Genomic DNA, 19,548 nt, shown 5'->3' with positions numbered 1-19,548 from the left:
GGTAAGCAGCCGCCGACCCCGCGGTGGATCAGCAGCTTCTCGGCCGCGTTGCAAACGCTGGGCCGCTGCACCTTGGCGTTGACCACAATGGCGGTGGCCATGGTGAGATTGGCTGCCTGATCGACATAAATGTGACAATTGCCGGCCCCAGTTTCAATCACCGGCACCGTCGCCTGCTGCACCACCGCGCGGATCAACCCGGCACCGCCCCGTGGGATCAAAACGTCAATGTAATCGGTCAGATGCATCATTTGTGTTGCCAGTTCACGACCCGGGTCTTCGATCAGTTGCACCGCAGCCGCAGGCAGTCCGGCCTGTGTCAGCGCCGAACGCAGCACGCCGGCCAGCGCGATGTTTGACCGCAGGGCTTCCTTGCCGCCACGCAGGATCACGGCGTTGCCGCTTTTTAAGGTCAACCCGGCGGCATCGACGGTCACATTGGGCCGCGCCTCGTAAATCATGCCGACCACGCCAAGCGGGACCCGCTGTTGCACGATGAACAGTCCCGCCTCAGTGCGCCAGCCTTTGTCCGCCTTGGCCGTCGGGTCATCAAGCGCGGCGACGGCCCGCAGCCCGGCGGCCATGTCAGCCACGCGCACTGCAGTCAGCCTCAGCCGGTCGGTAAATTTAGTCGGCAAGGCGCTGGCCGCCGCCAAATCAGCTGCATTGGCCTCAAGAATCATTGGCGTGGCAGACACCAAGGCCTCCGCCATGGTCAGCAAGGCGGCGTTTTTCTCAGCACTGGACAACTGGGCCAGCTGCTGGGCAGCCGCCTTGGCCGCTTCGCCCATTTTCACTAAATCTGTCATGACTGCCCCTCCTTTGCCTCAAACCAGGTTCCAACAGGCTGACCCGCGAGCACCTGCAGCAGGATCTTGGGGTCTGCACCCGAACACAGCACCATTTGCTTGCCAGCTGCCATCATGGTGCGCGCGGCGTTTAGTTTCGTAACCATCCCCCGGTGCCAAACCGCGAACCCGCACCGCTGGCATGGACCTGACCAAGCGCAGCTGGGCCAGCCACCACGGGAATCAACGCAGCATCTGGATGCCGCCTGGGGTTTTGATCGTAAAGGCCGGCAATGTCCGATAACACGATCAGCAGATCGGCGTCGATTGAGGTCGCCACCAGCGCGGAGAGCTGATCATTATCCCCAAAGGTCGTTTTATGGTCCAGCTCATCGGTGGCCACGGAATCATTTTCGTTGATGATCGGAATCACGTGCTGGGCCAACAATTGGGTGATCGTGTCCAGCACGTGCTGCCGCGACTCGGGAAAATCGAACACATCGTGCGTGAGCAAGAGCTGGGCGATCGCGGCCCCATAATCCGAGAACCGCTCACCGTACAACCGCATCAGGCTGCTTTGACCAATCGCCGCCAGGGCTTGCTGCTCGGCAATGGCTTGCGGCCGCTCGGTCAGGTGCTGGGCCGCAAGCCCCACCCCGATTGCACCAGACGTGACCAAAACCACCTCGCGGCCCGCATTATTCATTGCGGTCAAGGCGTAGGCCAGCCGATCGATGGTCTGCAAATTCACCCGTCCGCTTTCATGGATCAGGCTGCTAGTCCCAACTTTTACCACCACCCGGTCGCATTGCGTCAGTGCTTCTCGCATTCGAATCCCTCCTGAACAAAAAGCGTCGCTTCGCCGAGGCACCCATCGCTGGGCGGTACCATCCTCGTTCGAAGCAGCGCTTCACACTTTTGACTGAACATTAAAAAGAATTGTAAACTGCGAGTCGGATTCGCGGACTGGGCCGACCTTTCAGTCAAGGGTCGCCTTCCTGTGCGCCGCTACTTGCATCGCAAGTGATGAGGACAGTTTAGCAACTGCCCTAGCCCTTGTCAATCCGACCCACAGGAAAAACGGCAAGACTGAAAGCAAGTCGGGGGGCGTTGGCACATTTGCTGAAAATAAGCGCAGGTGTTAGAATTGACAGTAGGTTAACATAATACGTTAAGCCACACACGATGGACGCCCGGACTCTGAGCGTCTTGTTTTTCCCAGCTGCATAGCCGCGCCCATCGCATCGAAAGGATGGGATTCATCTATGAAGCTTCTATTCATCACGAAATATCAATCGGGCACCGGCGGCACCGAAACGGTGATGGCCAAGACCTTCGCCGGGCTTGCAGACGAAAACGACATCACGTTTGTGCAGGGCATTGCGTCGGCAGACCAGTCCTGGTTGGCGCGCATCGATCCGCGCGTCAAAGTCTTGCGCGGCGTCCGGGGCGGGACGCCGTGGCTGCCCCTTTACACCTGGCGCCTCGCCCACTGCAACGCCGATGTCGTGATCGCAGTCGACTCATTTACCATTAAACTGGCCACCCATCTGCGCACCATGCTGCAAAAGCACTACTGCGTCGTATCGTGGATCCACTTTTCACTACCGGACGCACCGGCCGTTCACGAACAGGAGCTCCTCAAGGCGGATGCGCACATCGCCATTTCCAGTGGTATTCAACGCGAATACCTGCGCTTAGGCGTGCCGGCAGCCCGCATCGGCCTCACATACAACCCCACCGACCAAACCAAGCAGCGGGTGACCCTTGACCAGTCATCGGTGTTTAAACTCGTTTACGTGGGCCGCATTCAGTTGCGCGGGCAGAAAAATCTGCACTACCTGTTCAGCAGCTTGGCCAAGGTCGCAAGGCCGATTCACCTTGACGTGTACGGCGGCGGCCGCGATCTCCCGGCGGCCAAACGGCTGACGCGCCAGCTGGGCATTGCGGCGCAGGTCACGTTCCACGGTTGGACCACCGACGTTTGGACCCACATCAAAAGGGCCAACGCGCTCGTGCTGACTTCAAAGTTTGAAGGCTTCCCGATGGCGCTGCTGGAGGCCCTGACGCGCGGGCTGCCAGTACTCTGTCCGTACCTTGCTTCCGGCGCAGACGACATTGTCGAACCCGGGCGCAACGGTCAACTATATTCTCTAGACGACCCTGACGCCCTCGCCCGACTGCTCAATCAGCCAGAACTCTTTGCCCAGCTGGATCAGCAGCAAATCGTCCAAAGTGTCGCCAAGTTCTCGTACCCGGCGTACATTGCGCGGTACAACCAAGTGCTTGCCCGGTTTGTCCAAATGGGGGCAAGTGGAACGCCGCTTCTTGCCAAAAGTTCGGCTTATTCCGCCTAACCATGACCTAACCGTTCGCCTGTCGCGAACGGCTTTTTTTACTCGGCCAAGTTAAGCTCGTAGGCGAAACACGTGACGACCGGCACCTCAAACGTCCAGCGCACCAGCCCGCGCTGTTTAAATCCCAATTGTGCCAGAATGTGTTGCATGGTGCGATTTTCGGTCTGCGTATCCACGCGCACATTCGGATAAGTCCGTTCGGCCTCAGCAATGAGTCCTTGCATGAAGGGCACACTAAGGTGCCGGCCCTGAAAAGCAGCCGCCATGGCCACACGGTGAATCGTGCTGTAAGGCCCGCCGCAATGCCAGTGACCTTGTTGAATCTGCTCATACACCGGCTCCGGCGCAGTTTCCAAACTGGCATAGGCAACCGCCGTGCCGGCAACGACCAACACCCGGCCAGTCCCTGCCTGAAGATCCTGCTGAATGTCCGCCGAGGCGGGATACGCGGCCTGCCACTGTGGAATGCCTTGCCGCTTGAGCAACGCCTTGGCATCCCCGATGATGGCCATAATGGCCGCAAAGTCTGCCTGGGTCGCGGGCCGAATCATGCTAGAAGACAATACGAAAACTCCCTTGAGTTCAGATTGTCCCTATCCTACCATTTTCACTCCGGCACTTCATCCGCAAATAATTGCACCACTTCATGCTGCGCGATCAACCGCGCCGCACGATCACTCATCGCCAAAAAGCTCACGAGCGCCACCCCTGCCGCGGCTATTCCGCCACTGATTACCCCCATCCTCACCAACCACTTTCCAGGACTTACGCCTTCACCAACGCCTTCAGTATCCGCTGGCAACGTAACGAAATGATTAGCGTCGTGCATCATTTGGGTAAAAAAACAGCCGGTCACGTTGCCATTGTAAAAGCAGCGTGACCGGCTGGCAGGCGCGATTCACTTGGCGCGCAGCAGTGTCAGGCTCTTGCGCAAGGCCTTGAAGATTCCCCCTTCGCTGTAGGTCAAGACATTACCAGCGTAGATCCGCTCTGCCAGCACCGTGAAGCCGCCCAGAAAAACGACGCTGATGGCCAAACTGATCAGCGCCGGGCCCAATGCCGCCTGGCCAATGCCAAAGCGTGCCGGCATGATCATGGGGCTCAGAAATGGCACATAGCTCAAGAACCCAATCACCGGGCCATTGGCGTTGGCCGTCATCAGTGAGGCAAAGTAGCCCACCATCGCTAAGAGAAGCACCGGCTGCAAAGCCTGGCCGGCTTGCTCCTGATTGGCGACCAGTGAGCCACACATAGCGGCCAGCACGGTGTAGCTCAAAATCCCGACAAGGAAAAAGACGACAGAGATCAGCACAAAGCCCCAGCCGATTTGCGCTAAATCAACGGTTGCCAGCAGGTCCTTGACCATCGGGATGGCGTCTCGAAGGAGCCAGACCCCGGCCGCCAGGAGGGCGTAAAGCCCAATTTGCAGGCCCAACAGTGCGGAAACGCCAAGAATCTTACCGTAAAACTGCGTCTGCGGCCGAATCGCGACCAAGATTGACTCCTCAATGCGCGAGCCTTTTTCCGTCGCAATTTCCCCGGCGATGATACTGCCGTAGCTCATCAAGAACATGTACATGAGGAACCCGACTGCCGTGGACAGCCCCTGCTTCATCGCGTCGCTTTTGCCGGCGGTACTGGTCATCTTGCCGCTGTCAGTAAATGCGACAGAGCGGGTCGCCAACTTCGGTGCAGCCAGCAGCCGGTCAAGCTGCGCCTGTGACAACCCCAGCGACTGCGCCACTGCCAGCGTGTTTAGCCCCGCCAGCGTCTGGGTGATTTGACCCGTCGAAATGCTCTGCCCATCATCGCGGCGGTACAGCTTAGCGCTCGCCGTCGTTTTGACCACTAACATGCCGTCCGCGTCTTCCTTTTTCAGCTGCCGCCGGCCGGCCGCTTCGGTCGCGACCGGCACGTAGCGCTGGTTGTCATCGCTTTGCTTTTGCAACGCCGCGGCGACTGGCGCCGGGGCGATCACCACCACCTTCGCCGCCTGCGTCGTCGTGGTCATGTACCACACGATGCCTGCAATCACACCCACGGCCAGCAGCGGCATCAGGACCATCAGCCACCAGGAGACGCCCCGCAGGTTTTTGCGCAGCACCTGGCCGGCGATCAAGTTCATCTTACGCATCGGCTTCACCAACTTTCATCCGGAAAATCTCGTCCAGATCCGGCGCCTGCTGAGAAAATTCCGCGATGTACCCCCCTTGGCTGACCGCCTGAAAAATGTCTCGGCCCGCCGCTGGATCGGTCAGGTGAAGCAGGTAGTGCTCGCCGTGCCTAACCACTGAAGCCACCCCCGGCAGTGCTCTGAGCGCGGCTTCGTCAAGACTCGGCCGCTCCAAGCTGATGCGTGTGCGCCCGTATGAATCGCGAATCTCCTCGACCGTGCCGGCCAGTACGGTCCGCCCGTTTTTCAGCATCACTAGGTGGTCCGAAAGTGCCTCGACGTTGCTCATGTCGTGACTGGAAAAAATAATGGCCGCTCCGCTTTCCTGTAAGGCGCGAATCCCGTCTTCCAACAGTCCCGCGTTGACCGGATCCAGCCCAGAAAACGGCTCATCTAAGATCAGCAGCCGCGGCTGAAAGATCAGTGCGCAAATCAGCTGGATCTTCTGCTGATTGCCTTTAGACAGATCCTTGACCTTGTCTGTTCGCTTACCCTTGACTTCAAAGCGAGCCATCCAATCGGGTAGTGCCGCGTTGACCGCGGCCTTGCTCATCCCGTGCAGCTGGCCGAAGAACTGGACTTGGTTCTCCACAGTCATCTTCGGATAGAGTCCCCGCTCTTCCGGCAGGTAACCGATGATGTCGCGGTTGATCTGCGCGATGGGCTCCCCGGCCCATCGCACCTCGCCCAGGTCTGGGCGGATAAAGCCCAAAATCATTCGGAACGTGGTCGTCTTACCCGCCCCACTTTGCCCGATCAGGCCCAAAATTTCTCCCGGTCGCACCGTGAATGATTCATCTGCAACTGCCAGCTGCTGGCCAAATCGTTTCGTAATGCCTTTTAATTCCAGCATTTCGCACCCCCCTGCTTAAATTAGTCGCTACTTTGACACTACCGAATAAAGTAAACGCTGTCAATCAATAACTTGACCCTTCGGCAGCCACCTGCGGCAAACTAAAAACCGTTTCGGACACGCTCGCAACCTTGTCCAAAACGGTCAGCCTTGAAAATTGATTTTGTTTCACCCACGAGCAAAATCGGCTCAGCTCACACCAATCGCCAGCCTAAGTACGGCCATAGCATCATGCCCGCTGATCGTATAATAGCCGCTGGTTTCCCGCCAGCCGACCGTGTTGGCATGGCCGGCCTTGGTTTCAACGTTGAGCACGATTGCCCCGTGCGTCTCGGTTTTCGGCAGCGGGTTCTGGGCGATGATGGCCTCTGCCTTTTGCGCCAGTGCCTTTGCGGCCGCTGCATCATGCTTAAAGGACTGCACCGTGATCGAATATCGGCCCTGGTGCCAGATCACAGCCGTCGCCTTCGCATCATTTTTGACCACCGCCGTGACCCCGCCGGTCAGTTTCGCGCCGGCTTGCCCACCACTGAGCGCCTGATAGCCCAGCTTGGCATACGAATTATCCGCGGCCGCCTTGCTGGTCGGCGTCTGCTTGTGCAGCGTCAACGGTGCTGCTCGTGGTGTCACATCCTGCGAGCTGGTGCTGAAGTACACCGTGTAGTCACTGGCATCCCCCTGAGCGACCGCGTTGATGCCGGCCCGAGCACTGAAGGGACTAAAGGTCGGGAACTTGACCCCGGGGATCTGGTCTTCGGCATACCGCGCCAACACGTCCAGCCGCTTCGTGACGCGGGCGGTGTCCGTATCGCCGAGCGAATTATCTTTGGAGGCCTGTTTCCCAGTCTTTGCGTGAGTGTCAACGGCAGCAAATTTGACGGTGGTCGTCTTGTCGGTAGACTGACTTTGCCGCTGACCGCAGCCTGCGACTGTCAATAACAAAATTACCGGCAAAAATAAGCCAACTCTCCTCATTTTCCCACCCCTCTCTAATTCCATCATACGCGGGAGTGAAAACGCTGTCACGAAGTTTTTATCTGTTTTCTCAAAGTCTTTTCCCCTGTCGCCACTTGCAGCTGGCAAGCGTAAACTAAGGGGCAGAAGAACGAGACGAACTGAACACAACAAAAAGAGGAACCGTCATGCTCACTACTGAAATCAAACGGACTGATCAACTGCCAGCTGCCGAACTGCTTGAGATTCTTGAAGCGCGAGTACGCGTTTTTGTGGTTGAGCAACACTGCGCGTATCAAGAAGTCGATATTAAAGACCGACGCGCCGAACACGTTATCCTTCGGCAGAACGGCCGACTTGCTGCCTATGCCCGGATCATCCCCAGCGATGACAAGAACGCGGTCAGTTTTGGGCGTGTGCTGGTCGTAAAAACGTGCCGCGGGCAGGGCCTGGCCCGACAGCTGATCTTAGCAACGCTCGCGCGAATCAACCAAATCGCCCCTGCCAAACCGATCAAGATTCAGGCTCAAAATTACCTCCGCCACTTTTACGCTGACTTTGGCTTCACCCCAATCTCCTCTGTCTATTTGGAGGACGGCATCCCCCATGTGGACATGCTTCGACAGCCAAAAAACCAGGCCAACTGAAAAAGTTGTCCTGGTTTTTTTTGGGTGCTCACGTCAATTTAGGTCAGCGTCACGCCGCACGTTTCATGATGCCCGTCCTGGTAGGCGAACACCGCCCCCAGGTGAGCCGGATCATCCAGCCAGCCAGCCGGTACACTGCCGTGGAAAAACAGCCGTTTGGCCTCCACCTCGCCTTGCAGTGAGGTACTGGTGAAAACCGTCACCCCGGCAAGCGCGGTTTGCAGTGGGTAGCCCGTGCGCGGATCGAGCAAGTGGTGGTACTGCTTGCCGTTTTTGATCAAGAAGCGCTCGTAAATCCCGGAGGTGACGGCAGAGCACGCCGGCACCACAGTGACTCCAAGGTCGACATTTCGCCGCTTGGCTGGATCCTGGACGCCAATGACCCACTGCCCGTCTGCGCGGCGCGGCGACTCGCCCACTGTCAGCAAGTTGCCGCCAAGATCGATAATGCCAGCGGTGACCCCGTAGGCCTGCCACAGCGTCTTGATTTGATCGGCGATGTAGCCCTTCGCAATGCCGCCAAGATCCAGCTCCATACCGGCCTGGTTGAGCATCACCGTGCGCTCCCCTGGCGCCAGCGTCACGGCGCTGGGGTCGATTAACTTCATTCGCGCCTGAATGTCGGCATCTGCCGGCACGTTGGCGCCGGGGAAGCCAATCTTCCACAACTTCACCAGCGGCCCAATCAGCGCGTTGAACCCAAAGTTTTCCCGGCTGGCGGCCACGGCTGGGCAATCAAGCTAAAGGTTCCCGATGACACGGGCACCGCCGATTGGCCGGCAGCATGGTTCACGGCCATGACTTCAGACACTGCGCGGTTGACCGTCAGCCGGTCTTCCTCTTGTTGAATCAGCGCGGCTGCCGCATCCAGTGGGGCGTCGTCCGCCTCACCAAAAACGGTGAGGTTGATCCGGGTCCCCAGCGCATGCAGCGTTTTTACTCGCTTTGTCATGTTACAGATCGTAACTGAACGGGCCAGCCTTAGGATCCGTGCCGACAGGGCCGCTTTCGGAAGCGCCGGTCGAAGCGTCGGCCTTTGGGGTGCTCGTTTCCTCGGAGGCCCCGGTCGAGGCGTCCGCCTTTGGGGCACTCGTTTCCTCGGAAGCGCCGGTGGACGCGTCCGCTGTGGCTGTCTCCTCTGAAGCACCCGTTGAGGCGTCTGACTGCGCAGGCGTCTCCTCTGAAGCACCGGTTGAGGCATCCGCATCTTGCCCTGTCTTGCCATCGGCCTTGGAGGCACCAGTGGACGCATCAGCCCAGCCGCCGTTTTCGTAGGCCTGCAGGATCGACTCGACGCTGCCGGTGAACTCGATGGTCCCCAGGTAGTTGCCGTCCTCATCGCGCAGTGCGTAGTAGCGGATCAACACGCGGTGGCCATGCATGACCAGTGGCCGCGCAACCGAGTCGCGAGACCCGTCCTTAAAGCTGTCAATGATGCCCTTGACGATGGGCCAAACTTTTGCAGGATGCAGTCTTGCACGTTTTCACCAAGTTCAGTCGTGTGGCGGACATGTTCGCGGTTAGGTTTGTTGGAATACCAGCTGAACTTATCGTCGTGATCGATCAAGTCAATTTCAAACGGAATCGTGCTGAAGATCTGCTGCACCTCAAGCAGGGACAGCCGCCCTGTTGCCATGTTAATGTAGCACCGTCATATTCTGGTTTTGCCATTGATATCTTCTCCTTAGTTGCGTCTTCTTCACCACTCCATTATTCTGAAGATTGGAGGGACGCCATGTTAGAAACTTTTCAGGGGTATGAGCCCAACATTTGACGCTGATCAGATCCACGCCGGTCAGTGCGACCACTCGGATCCCCTTTGCGATCCTGCAGTGCCAAAGCGCCTGCGCGCTGAAATTGCCGGCGCGCACACTGGATCTGAGGCAAGGTGACATCGTCCTGCTGCGGGCCAGCCAAGGCGCTGAGTTGCTGCCGATTGCAGGCCAATCCTTGGCCGTGCGAGTCTTTCAGCTGGCACTGGCCAAGGATTCCGACTTTGGACCCAACGAGCTGATTGCCTCGATGCTGGCCACTTCAGAGGACGCGCACATCGTCTTTCGCCGCATCAACCATGAACTGTGCGATGGTTACTGTGCTCAGCTGGTCAACCTTGAAAAAAACGACACCACAGGATGCGGTCCTGGCCTATGAGAAAAGCACACTTTGCCACCTGCTGCTCACGGAATTGTCACGGGCCGATTTCAACGCGATGATGATCATCGAGTCCGACTTTCCCGAAGAGGCCCTACGGCACGCGCCAAAGACGCGCCAGGCGGCGGTCATTCTAAACTACATGACCACGAACCTAGCGAAAGTCACGCTGGCAAAGACCGCCGCGCATTTCGGCTACGAACCCAACTACTTTTCGCGCCTGGCGCGGCAGCTTTACCACAAGTCGTTCACCGAGGAGCTGCGCTTCATCCGGATGAATCAGGCCAAAAAGCTGCTGGAGCTGACGACCCAAAGCATTGCAGACATCGCCCTGGCCGTCGGTTACAAGAACCCGGCCAATTTCGACCGGCACTTCAAAGCCTTTTTCGGCCAGTCACCGACTGCCTACCGTCACGCCTTCAAGCCATGAAAAGTCTCGCAACTGCGAGGCTTTTTTTGACGATCAGCCGTCTGACTTTGGGTGCGGCCGGCGCAGCAGCGCGCGCCACTCGCGTTGCAAGAACGCGCGCAGCGCATGCCGGGCCGACAGCCCATTGGTGGTAATCGGCGAACGGCTACTTACCGCTTTTGCCGGCTTTTACATCCTTGGCAGCCTGTTTTTTTAGCCGTTTGGGCAGCCTTGGCTTCCTTCAAAAAGTCACGCAGCGGCCGCAGGGCCTGAGCATCGTACTTCTTGACGAAGGCATCGATTTGCTTCTGATCTTGATACGCCGGATCTAGGGTCATGTGCTGCGTCGTGAACGGCATCTTGTGTGTGAGTTTAACGTCGATCACAACCGGCAGGTCCGTGTCCTTAGCGGCTTCAATGGCCGCCTGGAACTCTGCCTTAGTGCGCACGGTGAAGCCCTTAGCGCCCATGCCTTCGGCGACCTTGGCCCAATCTGTGGCGGGCAGATCGACCCCGGACAGCGGCTGATGACTGTCATCAGTCTGCTCGGCCTCAATGAAGCCCAGTGTTTCGTTGGAGAAAACAATGTTGACGATGTGCAACTTGTACTTGTACTGGGTCAGAATTTCCTCACTCAGCATCGCAAACGCACCATCGCCGGACAGGCTGTAGACATCGCGGTCAGGATAAAGCACCTTGGCTGAAATGGCCGCCGGCAAGCTCCAACCCATCGTGGCGTACTTCCCGGAAGTCGTCCACTTTTGGGTGTGCTTGATGTTGATCAGCCGCTCAAAGTTGATGTTCGTGTTGCCGACATCGACCGCAAAGACCGCTTTGTCTGACGCCTCTTTGTTCAACACGTCAAAAATCGGCTCCGGGCGAACCGGACTTTCGGTTGAATCCTTGAAGGAATCCTGCCAATCCGTCCAGTTCTTCTTGTTGGCTAAGCAGGCATCGTACAGCGGGGTGTTCGCACGCTCCTTGCCGGCCTTGTAAAGCGCCTTAAGGGCTTCCTTCGCGTCGGCAAGAATGGCAATGTCATCGTGGTGACGCTTGCCCAGCTTGGTGCTTTCAATGTCGATTTGAATGACTTTTGCCTTAGGGTTAAACAGCATGCTGGCAAATGGCACATCATTGCCGACCCAAAGGATCAAGTCAGCGGCCATTGCGGCCTCAACGCCGGGCTTGGGCGCGACCCGGCCAGTGGAGCCCATGTAAGCCGGATAGTCTTCATCCAGCACCCCTTTGGCCAGCACAGACGAAATCAAAGGCATCTTGAACTTCTCGGAGACCTTCATCAACTGCTTGCGAGCATGCTTTGCGCCGAGGCCAAAGTAAACCACTGGCCCTTTGGCGGCCTGAATCATCTTGACGGCCTGGTCGATCTTGACCGGATCTGGTTCGATCGCGTAAGGCTCGATCTGCGTGTTCGCGTTTGAGACGTAGGTATCAGGGATCTGCGCCCAGCCAAAGTCCTTAGGAATCGTGACCACAGCCACGCCGCGCTTCTCGTAAGCTTGCTGAATGGCCTCGTCGATGACCTTTGGCAGGCTCTTAGCGGTCATGACCGTGCGATTGAATATCGCAACGTCGTTAAAGGCAGGTTCCTCGTTCATCGCTTGGAAGAAATCAATGTTCATGTTGGTTGACGGGACCTGGGCAACCATGGCCAGTACTGGGACCCGGTCGATTTTGGCATCGTAAAGTCCGTTCAGCAGGTGAATCGCACCAGGGCCGGCGGAACCGAAGCACACACCAATCTTGCCAGAGTGCTTGGCGTCAGCCGAAGCCGCCAGGGCACCGGCTTCCTCGTGACGCACTTGGATGAACTTAATCTTGTCCTTCTGGTTATACAGCGCATTCATCCCTGAATCGTAGGAACCACCAGGATAACCGTAAATGTGATCAACACCCCAAGACTCAATGACCTTGAGGACAGCATCTGAACCGCTTATGGTTTGAACCATTTGTATCCCTCCACTTTGTCTGTATTCCTTACGTCAATAATCTGTACTGACGGAAAAAAAAGCAGCTTTCTTTGCAACGCCCGTGTAAGCGCTGTACATACTTATTGTAACCACTTACGTTGGGTTTGAACATACCCATTTCTATCCTGATTGTTTGTTTTTCTCGCCCTTTCTGTAACATTTCAAAATAACGGACTGTATTATAAGCCAAAAAAATACTCGTGCGGATCTGGCCTGCTGCGTAAGGTTCGAGAGGCGTACAATGAAACCAGTCGTCACCGGAAACACCTAGGACAAGGAGCCTTGCACAATGAAAGAACATCCAGAATTGCATGATGAGTCGCTGTACCTACCAGTCGACCCAGACCTAGTGTACCAGCAACAGCAGTGCCTTGAGTGGTTATACGACTTCAACCAGACAAGACCGGCGGAAAAAGCTAAGCGGCAGCAGCTGCTGGCGCATATGTTCGCGGCGCTGGGCGCGGACTGCTATGTCGAGCCCCCCTTGCACGCCAACTGGGGCGGCCGCTTCGTTCATTTCGGCGATGCGGTATACGCCAACTTCAATTTGACCCTGGTCGATGATACCCATATTTACGTCGGTTCACACACAATGTTCGGGCCCAACGTGACAATCGCCACGACCGGCCACCCTGTGCTACCGAAGTTGCGCGCGCAGGGCTACCAGTTCAGCGCCCCAGTGCACATCGGCGAGAACTGCTGGGTTGGCGCCGGCGTGACTATCCTGCCTGGCGTCACCGTTGGCGATAACACCGTCATCGGTGCCGGCAGCCTGGTTACCCGCGACCTACCGGCAAACGTCGTCGCGTACGGCGATCCCTGCAAGGTCGCGCGGCCGATTGGCGAGCGTGACCGCGAGTACTATTTTAACCAGCGGAAAATCGATCCGCGGCTCCTTTAAACATTGCCTCGCGCCCTGCCGCCAAAGAGACGCCTTTTTTTTCAAAACCACCAAGCTTAAATTGACAGCGCCTTCAATCTTAAATTTCCATCCAGCTGACATTTGTCGCTTCCATTTTCTGATATGATAAGGGTCTATCGAAGGAGGGAAGCGACATGCGTCATAAACGTCTCATCAGCTTAGTCGTGATTGCCTTGGCAGGCTTTGGCATTTACAGTCAGCGCAGTCCGCTTCCTGCCACGACTCAGGCTGCTGCACAAGCCACACTGCACGATGCGACCGTCTGGACTGTCAGCGCCGCCTTACACACGGCCAACTCCGCCGCTACCAAACTGGGCCTATGCACGCAACAAGCCACTGAAAAGTCCGTCGTCGCATCGTCAACGACTAAACCTACGGCGACAACGCCAATTGAAACCGCCGTGAAGCACGTCACGCTATCACCACATTACACGTACAGTTTCGAAACTGGGACCCCGGCGAGTGTCCGGGCAGCGTTTGCGAAAGCCGTTGCCGTTTACAACCAGACCGGCGTCGTGAGCTTGAAGCCAGGCACCAGCAACGTTTTTTCCAATCACATCACCTTTGGCACCTACGCCAAACCGACGCCTGATACCAGCAGCACGATTGAGCTGGGCGAAGGCGGTCCGTCAGTCGTGTACAGTCGTCTGACCCACCACGGGGTGAATCACGCTAAGGCAGAGTTCAACACCGCCTATCAGCTAGCGGTCAAGGAATCCGTCGCCTTACACGAAATTGGCCACGCCTTGGGGCTGGCCCACAGCAGCGACCGCGCCTCAGTCATGTACCCAATGGACCAAGGGCGCATCGCGCTGTCCCCCGCCGACATTCAGACGTTGAAACAGATTTACGCGCACGCCTAAAAAGCGACTGCCACACGGCAGCCGCTTTTTTTTCCTTTATTCTGTTTGTATCCGTGCCGGAGGCTCAGTCGTCCCGAGGGGAATCATCCTGGGCGAGCTCGGCCAGCGCAGAACTATCCGCCTCGCGCGTGCTGGGCAAACCGATCAACTCAGACCACGCCGCCAGCCGGCCGTGGAGACTGCGCCCAGTTTGACGGGCTTAGCATCGGTCAGGCGAGCGGCCTCCTTGGCATCGACTTCCTTGGCAAAGACGCGCGAGTAATCGCTCAGCACGCTGCCCAGCTGCTGAACATAGCCCCAGTTTTGAATGAGTTCGGCGGGATTCATTTTACTGAGCACAAACAAGCTGAGCGAGGCGTACTTGCGCACGGCGACCGGCGTCAGCGAAGGCTTTTCCTCTGCCACCTGCAGGTAAAGCGCCCCGAGCTGATGGATCGCGATCAAGTCGGTTTGATGAAATTTATCGTGGACCGTGCTGGCCGGATTGAGGCGGTAGCAATACAGCGGCTTATCCGCAAAATTGATTTGCGTGATGCGTGGGAGCAGCTGACCGATGAGATAGGCGTCCTCCATCAAGTTAAAATCGGCCACCGGCAGCGCTGGTGTGAACAGCGTCGCCCGAAACAGCTTGTTCCACAGATAACCGCGCATGTCCTTGTCCTCTAGCCACAGCCGGTAGCACTCATCACCGCGCGCCGAAAAGGTCTTGGCCGCAAAGGGCTTACAGAAGCGCGACTTGGTCGGGCCCAGGTAGGTGTAAAAATTGACCACCGCTAAATCGGCATCCCCGATTGTCTTGACCATCGTGCTCAGCCAGGCGGGCAGCGCCATATCATCACTGTCCATAAAGGTGATGTACTGGCCTCGGGCCTGCTTCAGGCCCACGGCGCGCGCCTGTGCCTGCCCACCATTTTTAACGCGAGTAACGTGAATACGCGGATCCCGCCTGGCGTAATCGGCCAAAATGACCGGACTGGTATCCACCGCACCGTCATCGATGAGCAGCGCCTCGAAGTTGTGATAGTCCTGCGCCAACAAGCTATCCAGCGCGGCGGCTAAGTATTTTTCTGCATTGTAAACCGGCATGATCACCGAAATTAAGGGTTGGGCCATAAACTACCTCCGGCTGTATTTTACCATAATCAAAAAAGGGCGCCTGCCCCGGTGGTCAACCACCGATTGGGCAAACGGACCCTTCGATAATACCAATTCTACGCTTTCGCAGTTTCTGCCGCTTTGGCTTGCGCCGCCTGCGTGGCCGTGACTTTCTCACTGACCTTCAGGAACGGAATGTAAACGACGATGTTGACGACCAAGATGAGGATCTGAACGACCACGGCTCGCCAATCCCCCGCAGTGGCGAGAAATCCTGAAATCAGTGGCGGTGTCGTCCATGGCACCATCACCACGACGCGGCTCATGAAGCCCATGGCAGTGGCCGCGTACGCAATCAGAATGCCGATGACCGGGTTCAGCACAAACGGAATCATCATCGGAATGTTAAAGACGATCGGGAAGCCGAAGATGACGGGCTCGTTGATGTTGAACAGCCCAGGAACAAACGACAGCGCCGCAACATCACGGTTGGCCTTGATCTTCGAGAACATGAAGACCGCGATCAACAACGCAATGGTCGAACCAGTGCCGCCCATCATACCGAAGGTATCCCGGAACGTGTTCGTCATGATGTAAGGAATCGGCTTGTGCGCCGCGTAAGCCGCGGTGTTTTTCGCCATGTTGACCAGCAGCACGGGATCAAGCAAAGTCCCATTGATGACCGCCTGGTGAATCCCCAAGGTGTACAGGAAGTTACCGCAAGAGTAGATGACCAGCATGCCAGGCAGGCTGGTGTTTAGCCGGCGCAGCGGCTCTTGGATGATCATCGCAATCAAGGCAATCAGGTTACTGTTCCAAAGCACAATGAGCAGCGCCCCGATCAAAGCGAAGATACTCAGCGTGATCAGCGCCGGAATCAGGGAGTTGAACGAATCCCCAACGGCCGGCGGGATCTGATCACCCAGGTGGATCTGCAGGCGCTTGATGTTGCTGAACCGAATGAAAATCTCCGTTGCGACCAGCCCAATGATGATGCCGGCGAACATGCCGGTGGTCCCCAGGTTGGCAAAACTCAACCCGCCGGTCACGTTAACCGCGGTGGTCTTGCCAACCGGCGTCATCTGCGTGGTAATCGGCATCATGATGACCAGACTGGCCAGTGAAATGACCGCCGCCGTCAACGGACTGCGGTACCCCTTATTCTTCGCCAGGATGTAGCCGACGACCGGCGCCAGCATCAACCCGGCAATGTTCAACGTCCCGTTGGCGATGAGCGTACCCCATGTTTGCAGGTTCGCCAGGGTCTTCCCTGTCGCGATCCAGGGAAAGACGACGTTGTTGATCAAGGTGCCAAGGCCTGCCAAGATGAATAAGGGCATGATTGTGGCAAAGGCATCACGTAATGATCTGAGGTGGACCTGGTTGCCAATGCGCCCGGCGACCTCGGAGAATTTATCTAAGAACTTGTGACTCTTAGATGCTTCCATGTTCTTTCCTCCAATTCTCAATAAATTGCTTAATCCAAATCCTCACCGTTGGAACCATAAGCTTTTTGGAACCAGGCAAAACTGCGCTTCGGTACGCGGCGCAGATCTAAGAGCTCGTGATTCGTGCGGTTCACGTAAACCGCACCGTACCGCTTGGCGACATCTCCTTTCGAGCTGGGGATATCGATGAGGCCCCAGCCTAAGTAGCCTAAAACTTTCACGCCGTAATCGCTCACCGCATCCTTGAGCGCCTGAATGTGCGCGCGGTGATACTGGATGCGATAGTCGTCATCGATCGGGTGCTCACCGTCCCAGTGCTCACGAACGCCAAGACCGTTTTCAATGGGGAACACCGGCAACCCGGTGCGGGTCCAGATCTTAGCGAGAACGTTCTTGAACCCGGTCGGATCGATCTGCCAGCCCCACTCGCTGGCCTCAAGGTGCGGGTTCGGGACGGTGCCTTGCGTGAACCACCAGTTGACCGGCGAATCAATGTCGATCTTCGTGTGGTCGATGGCGGAGGACGCATAATAACTGAACGCGATGAAGTCGCTGGTCGTTTGCGCCAGCGTCTCAAGGTCGCCGGGCTGGATCAAATCCATCAGCCCGTTTCCCTTCATGAAGTGCAGGACCTCAGGCGAGTAGTGACCGCTCGTGAACACATCCAGATAATTGTTGTTCACGAACTCATCGATCCGCCGCGTGGCCTCGACATCCTCGGGATCAGAAGTGCTCGGGTACACCTCTGCGTACGCCAGCATGCCGCCGATCTTCAGGTCCGGGTAGTTCTGCCGGATGAAGGCCGTGATCTTCGCGTGCGCCAGCAGGGTGTGGTGGCTCATCGCGTACAGCGTGCGAATGTCGCGCGGCGCGGTGAGATTGCCGCCGCTGTCCAGGCCCGGGTCATAGGTGAAGCAGTTGTGCTCGTTGAACGTGATCCAGTACTTGACCTTGCCGGCAAAGCGTTTGACCATTTCCTCGCCGTAGCGGACAAAGGCATCGGTGACCTCGCGGGAAACAAACCCGTTGTACCGCTTCGCCAGGCTCAGCGGCATGTCGAAGTGGTACAGGCAGATCATCGGCTGGATGTGGTGGGCCAGCAGCTCGTCGATCAGCCGGTCGTAAAACGCGATGCCGGCCTCGTTGAACGGCCCGTCGCCTTCCGGGCAGACCCGGCTCCAGGAGATCTGGAACCGGTAGCAGTTCATGTTCATCTTCGCCATCCAGTCAACGTCTTCCGGGTAGCGGTGGTACTCGTCAATGGCATCTTTCCAGTCGGAGCTATCGGGACCAGCTTTCTTGATGTCATAAACAGACGGTCCTTTGCCATCGAGATTCCAAGCGCCTTCAGTTTGCATGCTTGAGGTCGAATTGCCCCACAGGAAATCTTTACTTAGTGTTGTCATGTCCTACCTCCACCGTGCAATATAAGCGCCGTGGGGACTTTTAGCAAAGACGAATTAGTACACTTGACTATCCAAATTTTCAGAAAGGTGTTATAGTCTCGATGACAGCGCTTTTTTGGAGGGTAGACAAATGGCAAAATATATTGAGATTGGAAAACAAATCAAGGCTCAAATCATGCGTGGCGAATACACCAGCGACGTTCCCTTGCCGGATCAGGTGTCCCTGGCGAAGATGTTCAAAACCAGTCGCGTGACCATTCAAAAAGCCTTGGATCTTTTGATCAACGAGGGCTTGATCTACAGCAAGCAGGGTTCGGGGACGTACGTGAAGCAAAATATTAACCTGTTGTCGAAATTCGATGCAACAGTGGACCAATATGTTGGCACGACCGAGTTGATGCGCGGTCACACGGTGACCAGCGAGGTCATTGACTATGATGTACGCCTACCTGAGGCCAAGGAGCAGGAAAATCTGAACCTGGCCATTGCAGATGCCGTGTATGACTTCGTCCGGCTGCGCATCGTGGACGGCACGCCATGGAAAATTGAACACTCCATCATGCCGGTCAAGGTCGTCCCAGGCCTCAACAAGGGCGTGCTGCACCACTCAATTTATCACTACATGCACGAGGAACTCGGCGAGACCATTGGCGCCGCGTACCGTATCATTCGCGCGGCGCAACCCAATGCTTACGACCGCCGCTACCTCGACGCAGTATCGGACACCCCAATGCTTGAAGTGGAACAGATCTCTCGCTCGCGGACGGGACCCCGTTTGAGTATTCGTTCACCCGCAACCGGTACGACAAGGGATCAATCGTGGTCTACCACCCCGAGCGGCCAATGCTGTGACAATCAACCTACCAGTCAGAGACTTGGACTGCTGTCCTGGCCCACCATTTCTAGCAGATAAATACAAAAAAAGCGGCTCTCGGATGAGAGTCGCTTCGTTGTATTCGCGTAAATTGAACGAAAGATTAACGCTTTGAGAACTGGCTCGCCTTGCGGGCTTTCTTCAAACCGTACTTTACGTTCCTCGGTTTTATACGGTTTAACCGAGTTTCAAAATCCCTTTATATCAACGTTTCTATTCACTCACTTTTATGGAATTTCAACGAGTTTTGAGCGTGACGCCCTAATTTGGTACAAAATGGGCATTTCGTAAAGCTACGATTAACGCAAAGCAAACGTACAAATGAACGTAAAGCAGGTTGCTCCCAGACCTGCTTTTTTCGTCCCTCAAAGTTCGCTTTATTCAAGAACAAATCAATAAATATGGAGGAAATTACATTGATGAAAGCAGCCCGGCGAACCCCCATTTTCGCCGCATTGATTATGCTATTCGCCCAACTCTTTGTCCCCGCCTCAATCGCCTTCGCCGCCAGTATGACCAACATCAAGGTTGCTGACTGGCATAACACTTGGCATCTACATTTGTTGAACGGTCTACATTGGACAGATAACGGTATGCATATGAAGAAAGTGGACGCAAGG

At 56.6% G+C, this 19,548-nt stretch carries 19 protein-coding genes and 4 pseudogenes; 9 read left to right on the top strand and 14 right to left on the bottom strand.

The window, feature by feature from the left end; all coding sequences use genetic code 11:
* Both JCM13995_RS08740 and proB read right to left on the bottom strand, forming a co-directional pair.
* Positions 1-809, bottom strand: an 809-nt coding sequence (locus JCM13995_RS08740; protein ID WP_082397788.1) for a glutamate-5-semialdehyde dehydrogenase, incomplete at its 3' end; no start/stop codon positions are given.
* Positions 806-1,617: pseudogene (gene proB, locus JCM13995_RS08735) on the bottom strand (glutamate 5-kinase). The pseudogene proB and the gene JCM13995_RS08740, both read right to left, overlap by 4 nt.
* Before the next feature lie 436 nt (positions 1,618-2,053).
* Between proB and JCM13995_RS08730 the strand changes: the two are divergent.
* A complete protein-coding gene (locus JCM13995_RS08730) occupies positions 2,054-3,145 on the top strand; it encodes a glycosyltransferase (protein WP_054664720.1) in 1,092 nt (363 codons plus the stop codon).
* Positions 3,146-3,183: 38 nt separating this feature from the next.
* Here the strand turns inward: JCM13995_RS08730 and JCM13995_RS08725 are convergent, their stop codons facing one another.
* Positions 3,184-3,708, bottom strand: a complete 525-nt coding sequence (locus tag JCM13995_RS08725) for a GNAT family N-acetyltransferase (protein WP_156314395.1) — start codon at positions 3,706-3,708, stop codon at positions 3,184-3,186.
* 83 nt (positions 3,709-3,791) lie between these two features.
* Between JCM13995_RS08725 and JCM13995_RS14490 the strand changes: the two genes are divergently transcribed.
* Entirely contained in the window at positions 3,792-4,025 is a 234-nt protein-coding gene (locus JCM13995_RS14490) for a hypothetical protein (protein ID WP_156314394.1), read from the top strand.
* 18 nt (positions 4,026-4,043) lie between these two features.
* On the opposite strand, the gene JCM13995_RS08715 is transcribed toward JCM13995_RS14490, so the two are convergent.
* From JCM13995_RS08715 to JCM13995_RS08705, 3 genes are all read right to left on the bottom strand, one after another.
* The gene (locus tag JCM13995_RS08715) at positions 4,044-5,279 is read right to left on the bottom strand and encodes an ABC transporter permease (protein WP_156314393.1); all 1,236 of its coding nucleotides are present in this window, start codon (positions 5,277-5,279) and stop codon (positions 4,044-4,046) included.
* The gene (locus JCM13995_RS08710) at positions 5,272-6,171 is read right to left on the bottom strand and encodes an ABC transporter ATP-binding protein (protein WP_054664707.1); all 900 of its coding nucleotides are present in this window, start codon (positions 6,169-6,171) and stop codon (positions 5,272-5,274) included. Before JCM13995_RS08710 ends, JCM13995_RS08715 begins: the two co-directional genes overlap by 8 nt.
* A gap of 189 nt (positions 6,172-6,360) precedes the next feature.
* Complete coding sequence (locus JCM13995_RS08705) at positions 6,361-7,113, bottom strand: hypothetical protein (protein WP_156314392.1); 753 nt, start codon at positions 7,111-7,113, stop codon at positions 6,361-6,363.
* A gap of 200 nt (positions 7,114-7,313) precedes the next feature.
* Between JCM13995_RS08705 and JCM13995_RS08700 the strand changes: the two genes are divergently transcribed.
* Positions 7,314-7,772: a GNAT family N-acetyltransferase gene (locus JCM13995_RS08700; RefSeq protein WP_054664701.1), complete on the top strand. Its 459-nt coding sequence runs from the start codon at positions 7,314-7,316 to the stop codon at positions 7,770-7,772.
* Positions 7,773-7,810: 38 nt separating this feature from the next.
* Here the strand turns inward: JCM13995_RS08700 and JCM13995_RS08695 are convergent.
* From JCM13995_RS08695 to JCM13995_RS18095, 3 genes and pseudogenes are all read right to left on the bottom strand, one after another.
* Positions 7,811-8,724: pseudogene (locus tag JCM13995_RS08695) on the bottom strand (FAD:protein FMN transferase).
* A 1-nt stretch (position 8,725) separates the two neighbouring features.
* On the bottom strand, positions 8,726-9,205 hold the full coding sequence (locus JCM13995_RS13890; RefSeq protein WP_263849632.1) for a prolipoprotein diacylglyceryl transferase: 480 nt from the start codon (positions 9,203-9,205) through the stop codon (positions 8,726-8,728).
* On the bottom strand, positions 9,133-9,408 hold the full coding sequence (locus tag JCM13995_RS18095) for a PAS domain-containing protein (RefSeq protein WP_225350815.1): 276 nt from the start codon (positions 9,406-9,408) through the stop codon (positions 9,133-9,135). The genes JCM13995_RS13890 and JCM13995_RS18095 overlap by 73 nt, the downstream gene beginning before the upstream one ends.
* A gap of 134 nt (positions 9,409-9,542) precedes the next feature.
* Between JCM13995_RS18095 and JCM13995_RS16080 the strand changes: the two genes are divergently transcribed.
* Both JCM13995_RS16080 and JCM13995_RS16075 read left to right on the top strand, forming a co-directional pair.
* Positions 9,543-9,923, top strand: a complete 381-nt coding sequence (locus JCM13995_RS16080; RefSeq protein WP_054664691.1) for a hypothetical protein — start codon at positions 9,543-9,545, stop codon at positions 9,921-9,923.
* Positions 9,883-10,353: a helix-turn-helix transcriptional regulator gene (locus tag JCM13995_RS16075; RefSeq protein ID WP_054664688.1), complete on the top strand. Its 471-nt coding sequence runs from the start codon at positions 9,883-9,885 to the stop codon at positions 10,351-10,353. The genes JCM13995_RS16080 and JCM13995_RS16075 overlap by 41 nt, the downstream gene beginning before the upstream one ends.
* Positions 10,354-10,502: 149 nt before the next feature.
* On the opposite strand, the gene spxB is transcribed toward JCM13995_RS16075, so the two are convergent.
* Complete coding sequence (spxB, locus tag JCM13995_RS08670; protein ID WP_054664685.1) at positions 10,503-12,299, bottom strand: pyruvate oxidase; 1,797 nt, start codon at positions 12,297-12,299, stop codon at positions 10,503-10,505.
* 310 nt (positions 12,300-12,609) lie between these two features.
* On the opposite strand from spxB, the gene JCM13995_RS08665 reads away from it, so the two are divergent.
* Positions 12,610-13,221: a sugar O-acetyltransferase gene (locus JCM13995_RS08665; protein ID WP_054664682.1), complete on the top strand. Its 612-nt coding sequence runs from the start codon at positions 12,610-12,612 to the stop codon at positions 13,219-13,221.
* Positions 13,222-13,376: 155 nt separating this feature from the next.
* Complete coding sequence (locus JCM13995_RS08660; protein ID WP_054664679.1) at positions 13,377-14,105, top strand: M57 family metalloprotease; 729 nt, start codon at positions 13,377-13,379, stop codon at positions 14,103-14,105.
* 64 nt (positions 14,106-14,169) lie between these two features.
* On the opposite strand, the pseudogene JCM13995_RS08655 reads toward JCM13995_RS08660, so the two are convergent.
* The 3 genes and pseudogenes from JCM13995_RS08655 to JCM13995_RS08645 all read right to left on the bottom strand — a co-directional run bounded on the left by JCM13995_RS08655 (position 14,170) and on the right by JCM13995_RS08645 (position 18,054).
* Positions 14,170-15,218 (bottom strand): annotated as a pseudogene (locus tag JCM13995_RS08655) (glycosyltransferase family 2 protein).
* Positions 15,219-15,316: 98 nt separating this feature from the next.
* Positions 15,317-16,648 carry a PTS sugar transporter subunit IIC gene (locus JCM13995_RS08650; protein WP_054664675.1) on the bottom strand — a complete coding sequence of 444 codons (1,332 nt, stop codon included), beginning with the start codon at positions 16,646-16,648 and terminating at the stop codon, positions 15,317-15,319.
* Between the two features lie 29 nt (positions 16,649-16,677).
* Positions 16,678-18,054 carry a glycoside hydrolase family 1 protein gene (locus tag JCM13995_RS08645; protein WP_054664672.1) on the bottom strand — a complete coding sequence of 459 codons (1,377 nt, stop codon included), beginning with the start codon at positions 18,052-18,054 and terminating at the stop codon, positions 16,678-16,680.
* Positions 18,055-18,184: 130 nt separating this feature from the next.
* On the opposite strand from JCM13995_RS08645, the gene JCM13995_RS08640 reads away from it, so the two are divergent.
* A complete protein-coding gene (locus JCM13995_RS08640) occupies positions 18,185-18,967 on the top strand; it encodes a GntR family transcriptional regulator (RefSeq protein WP_054664668.1) in 783 nt (260 codons plus the stop codon).
* Between the two features lie 64 nt (positions 18,968-19,031).
* Here JCM13995_RS08640 and rpsI read toward each other — a convergent pair.
* A pseudogene (rpsI, locus tag JCM13995_RS14485) lies at positions 19,032-19,115 on the bottom strand (30S ribosomal protein S9); the annotation flags it as partial.
* Between the two features lie 232 nt (positions 19,116-19,347).
* Between rpsI and JCM13995_RS16070 the strand changes: the two are divergent.
* Positions 19,348-19,548: hypothetical protein (locus JCM13995_RS16070; protein WP_225350816.1), on the top strand; the 201-nt coding region annotated here is incomplete at its 3' end.

The sequence above is a fragment of the Lacticaseibacillus camelliae DSM 22697 = JCM 13995 genome, assembly GCF_001311195.1.
GTDB classification, from domain to species: Bacteria; Bacillota; Bacilli; order Lactobacillales; family Lactobacillaceae; genus Lacticaseibacillus; species Lacticaseibacillus camelliae.
Note: the sequence above shows the minus strand (reverse complement) of the source record. Positions and strands in the feature narration are given on the sequence as shown.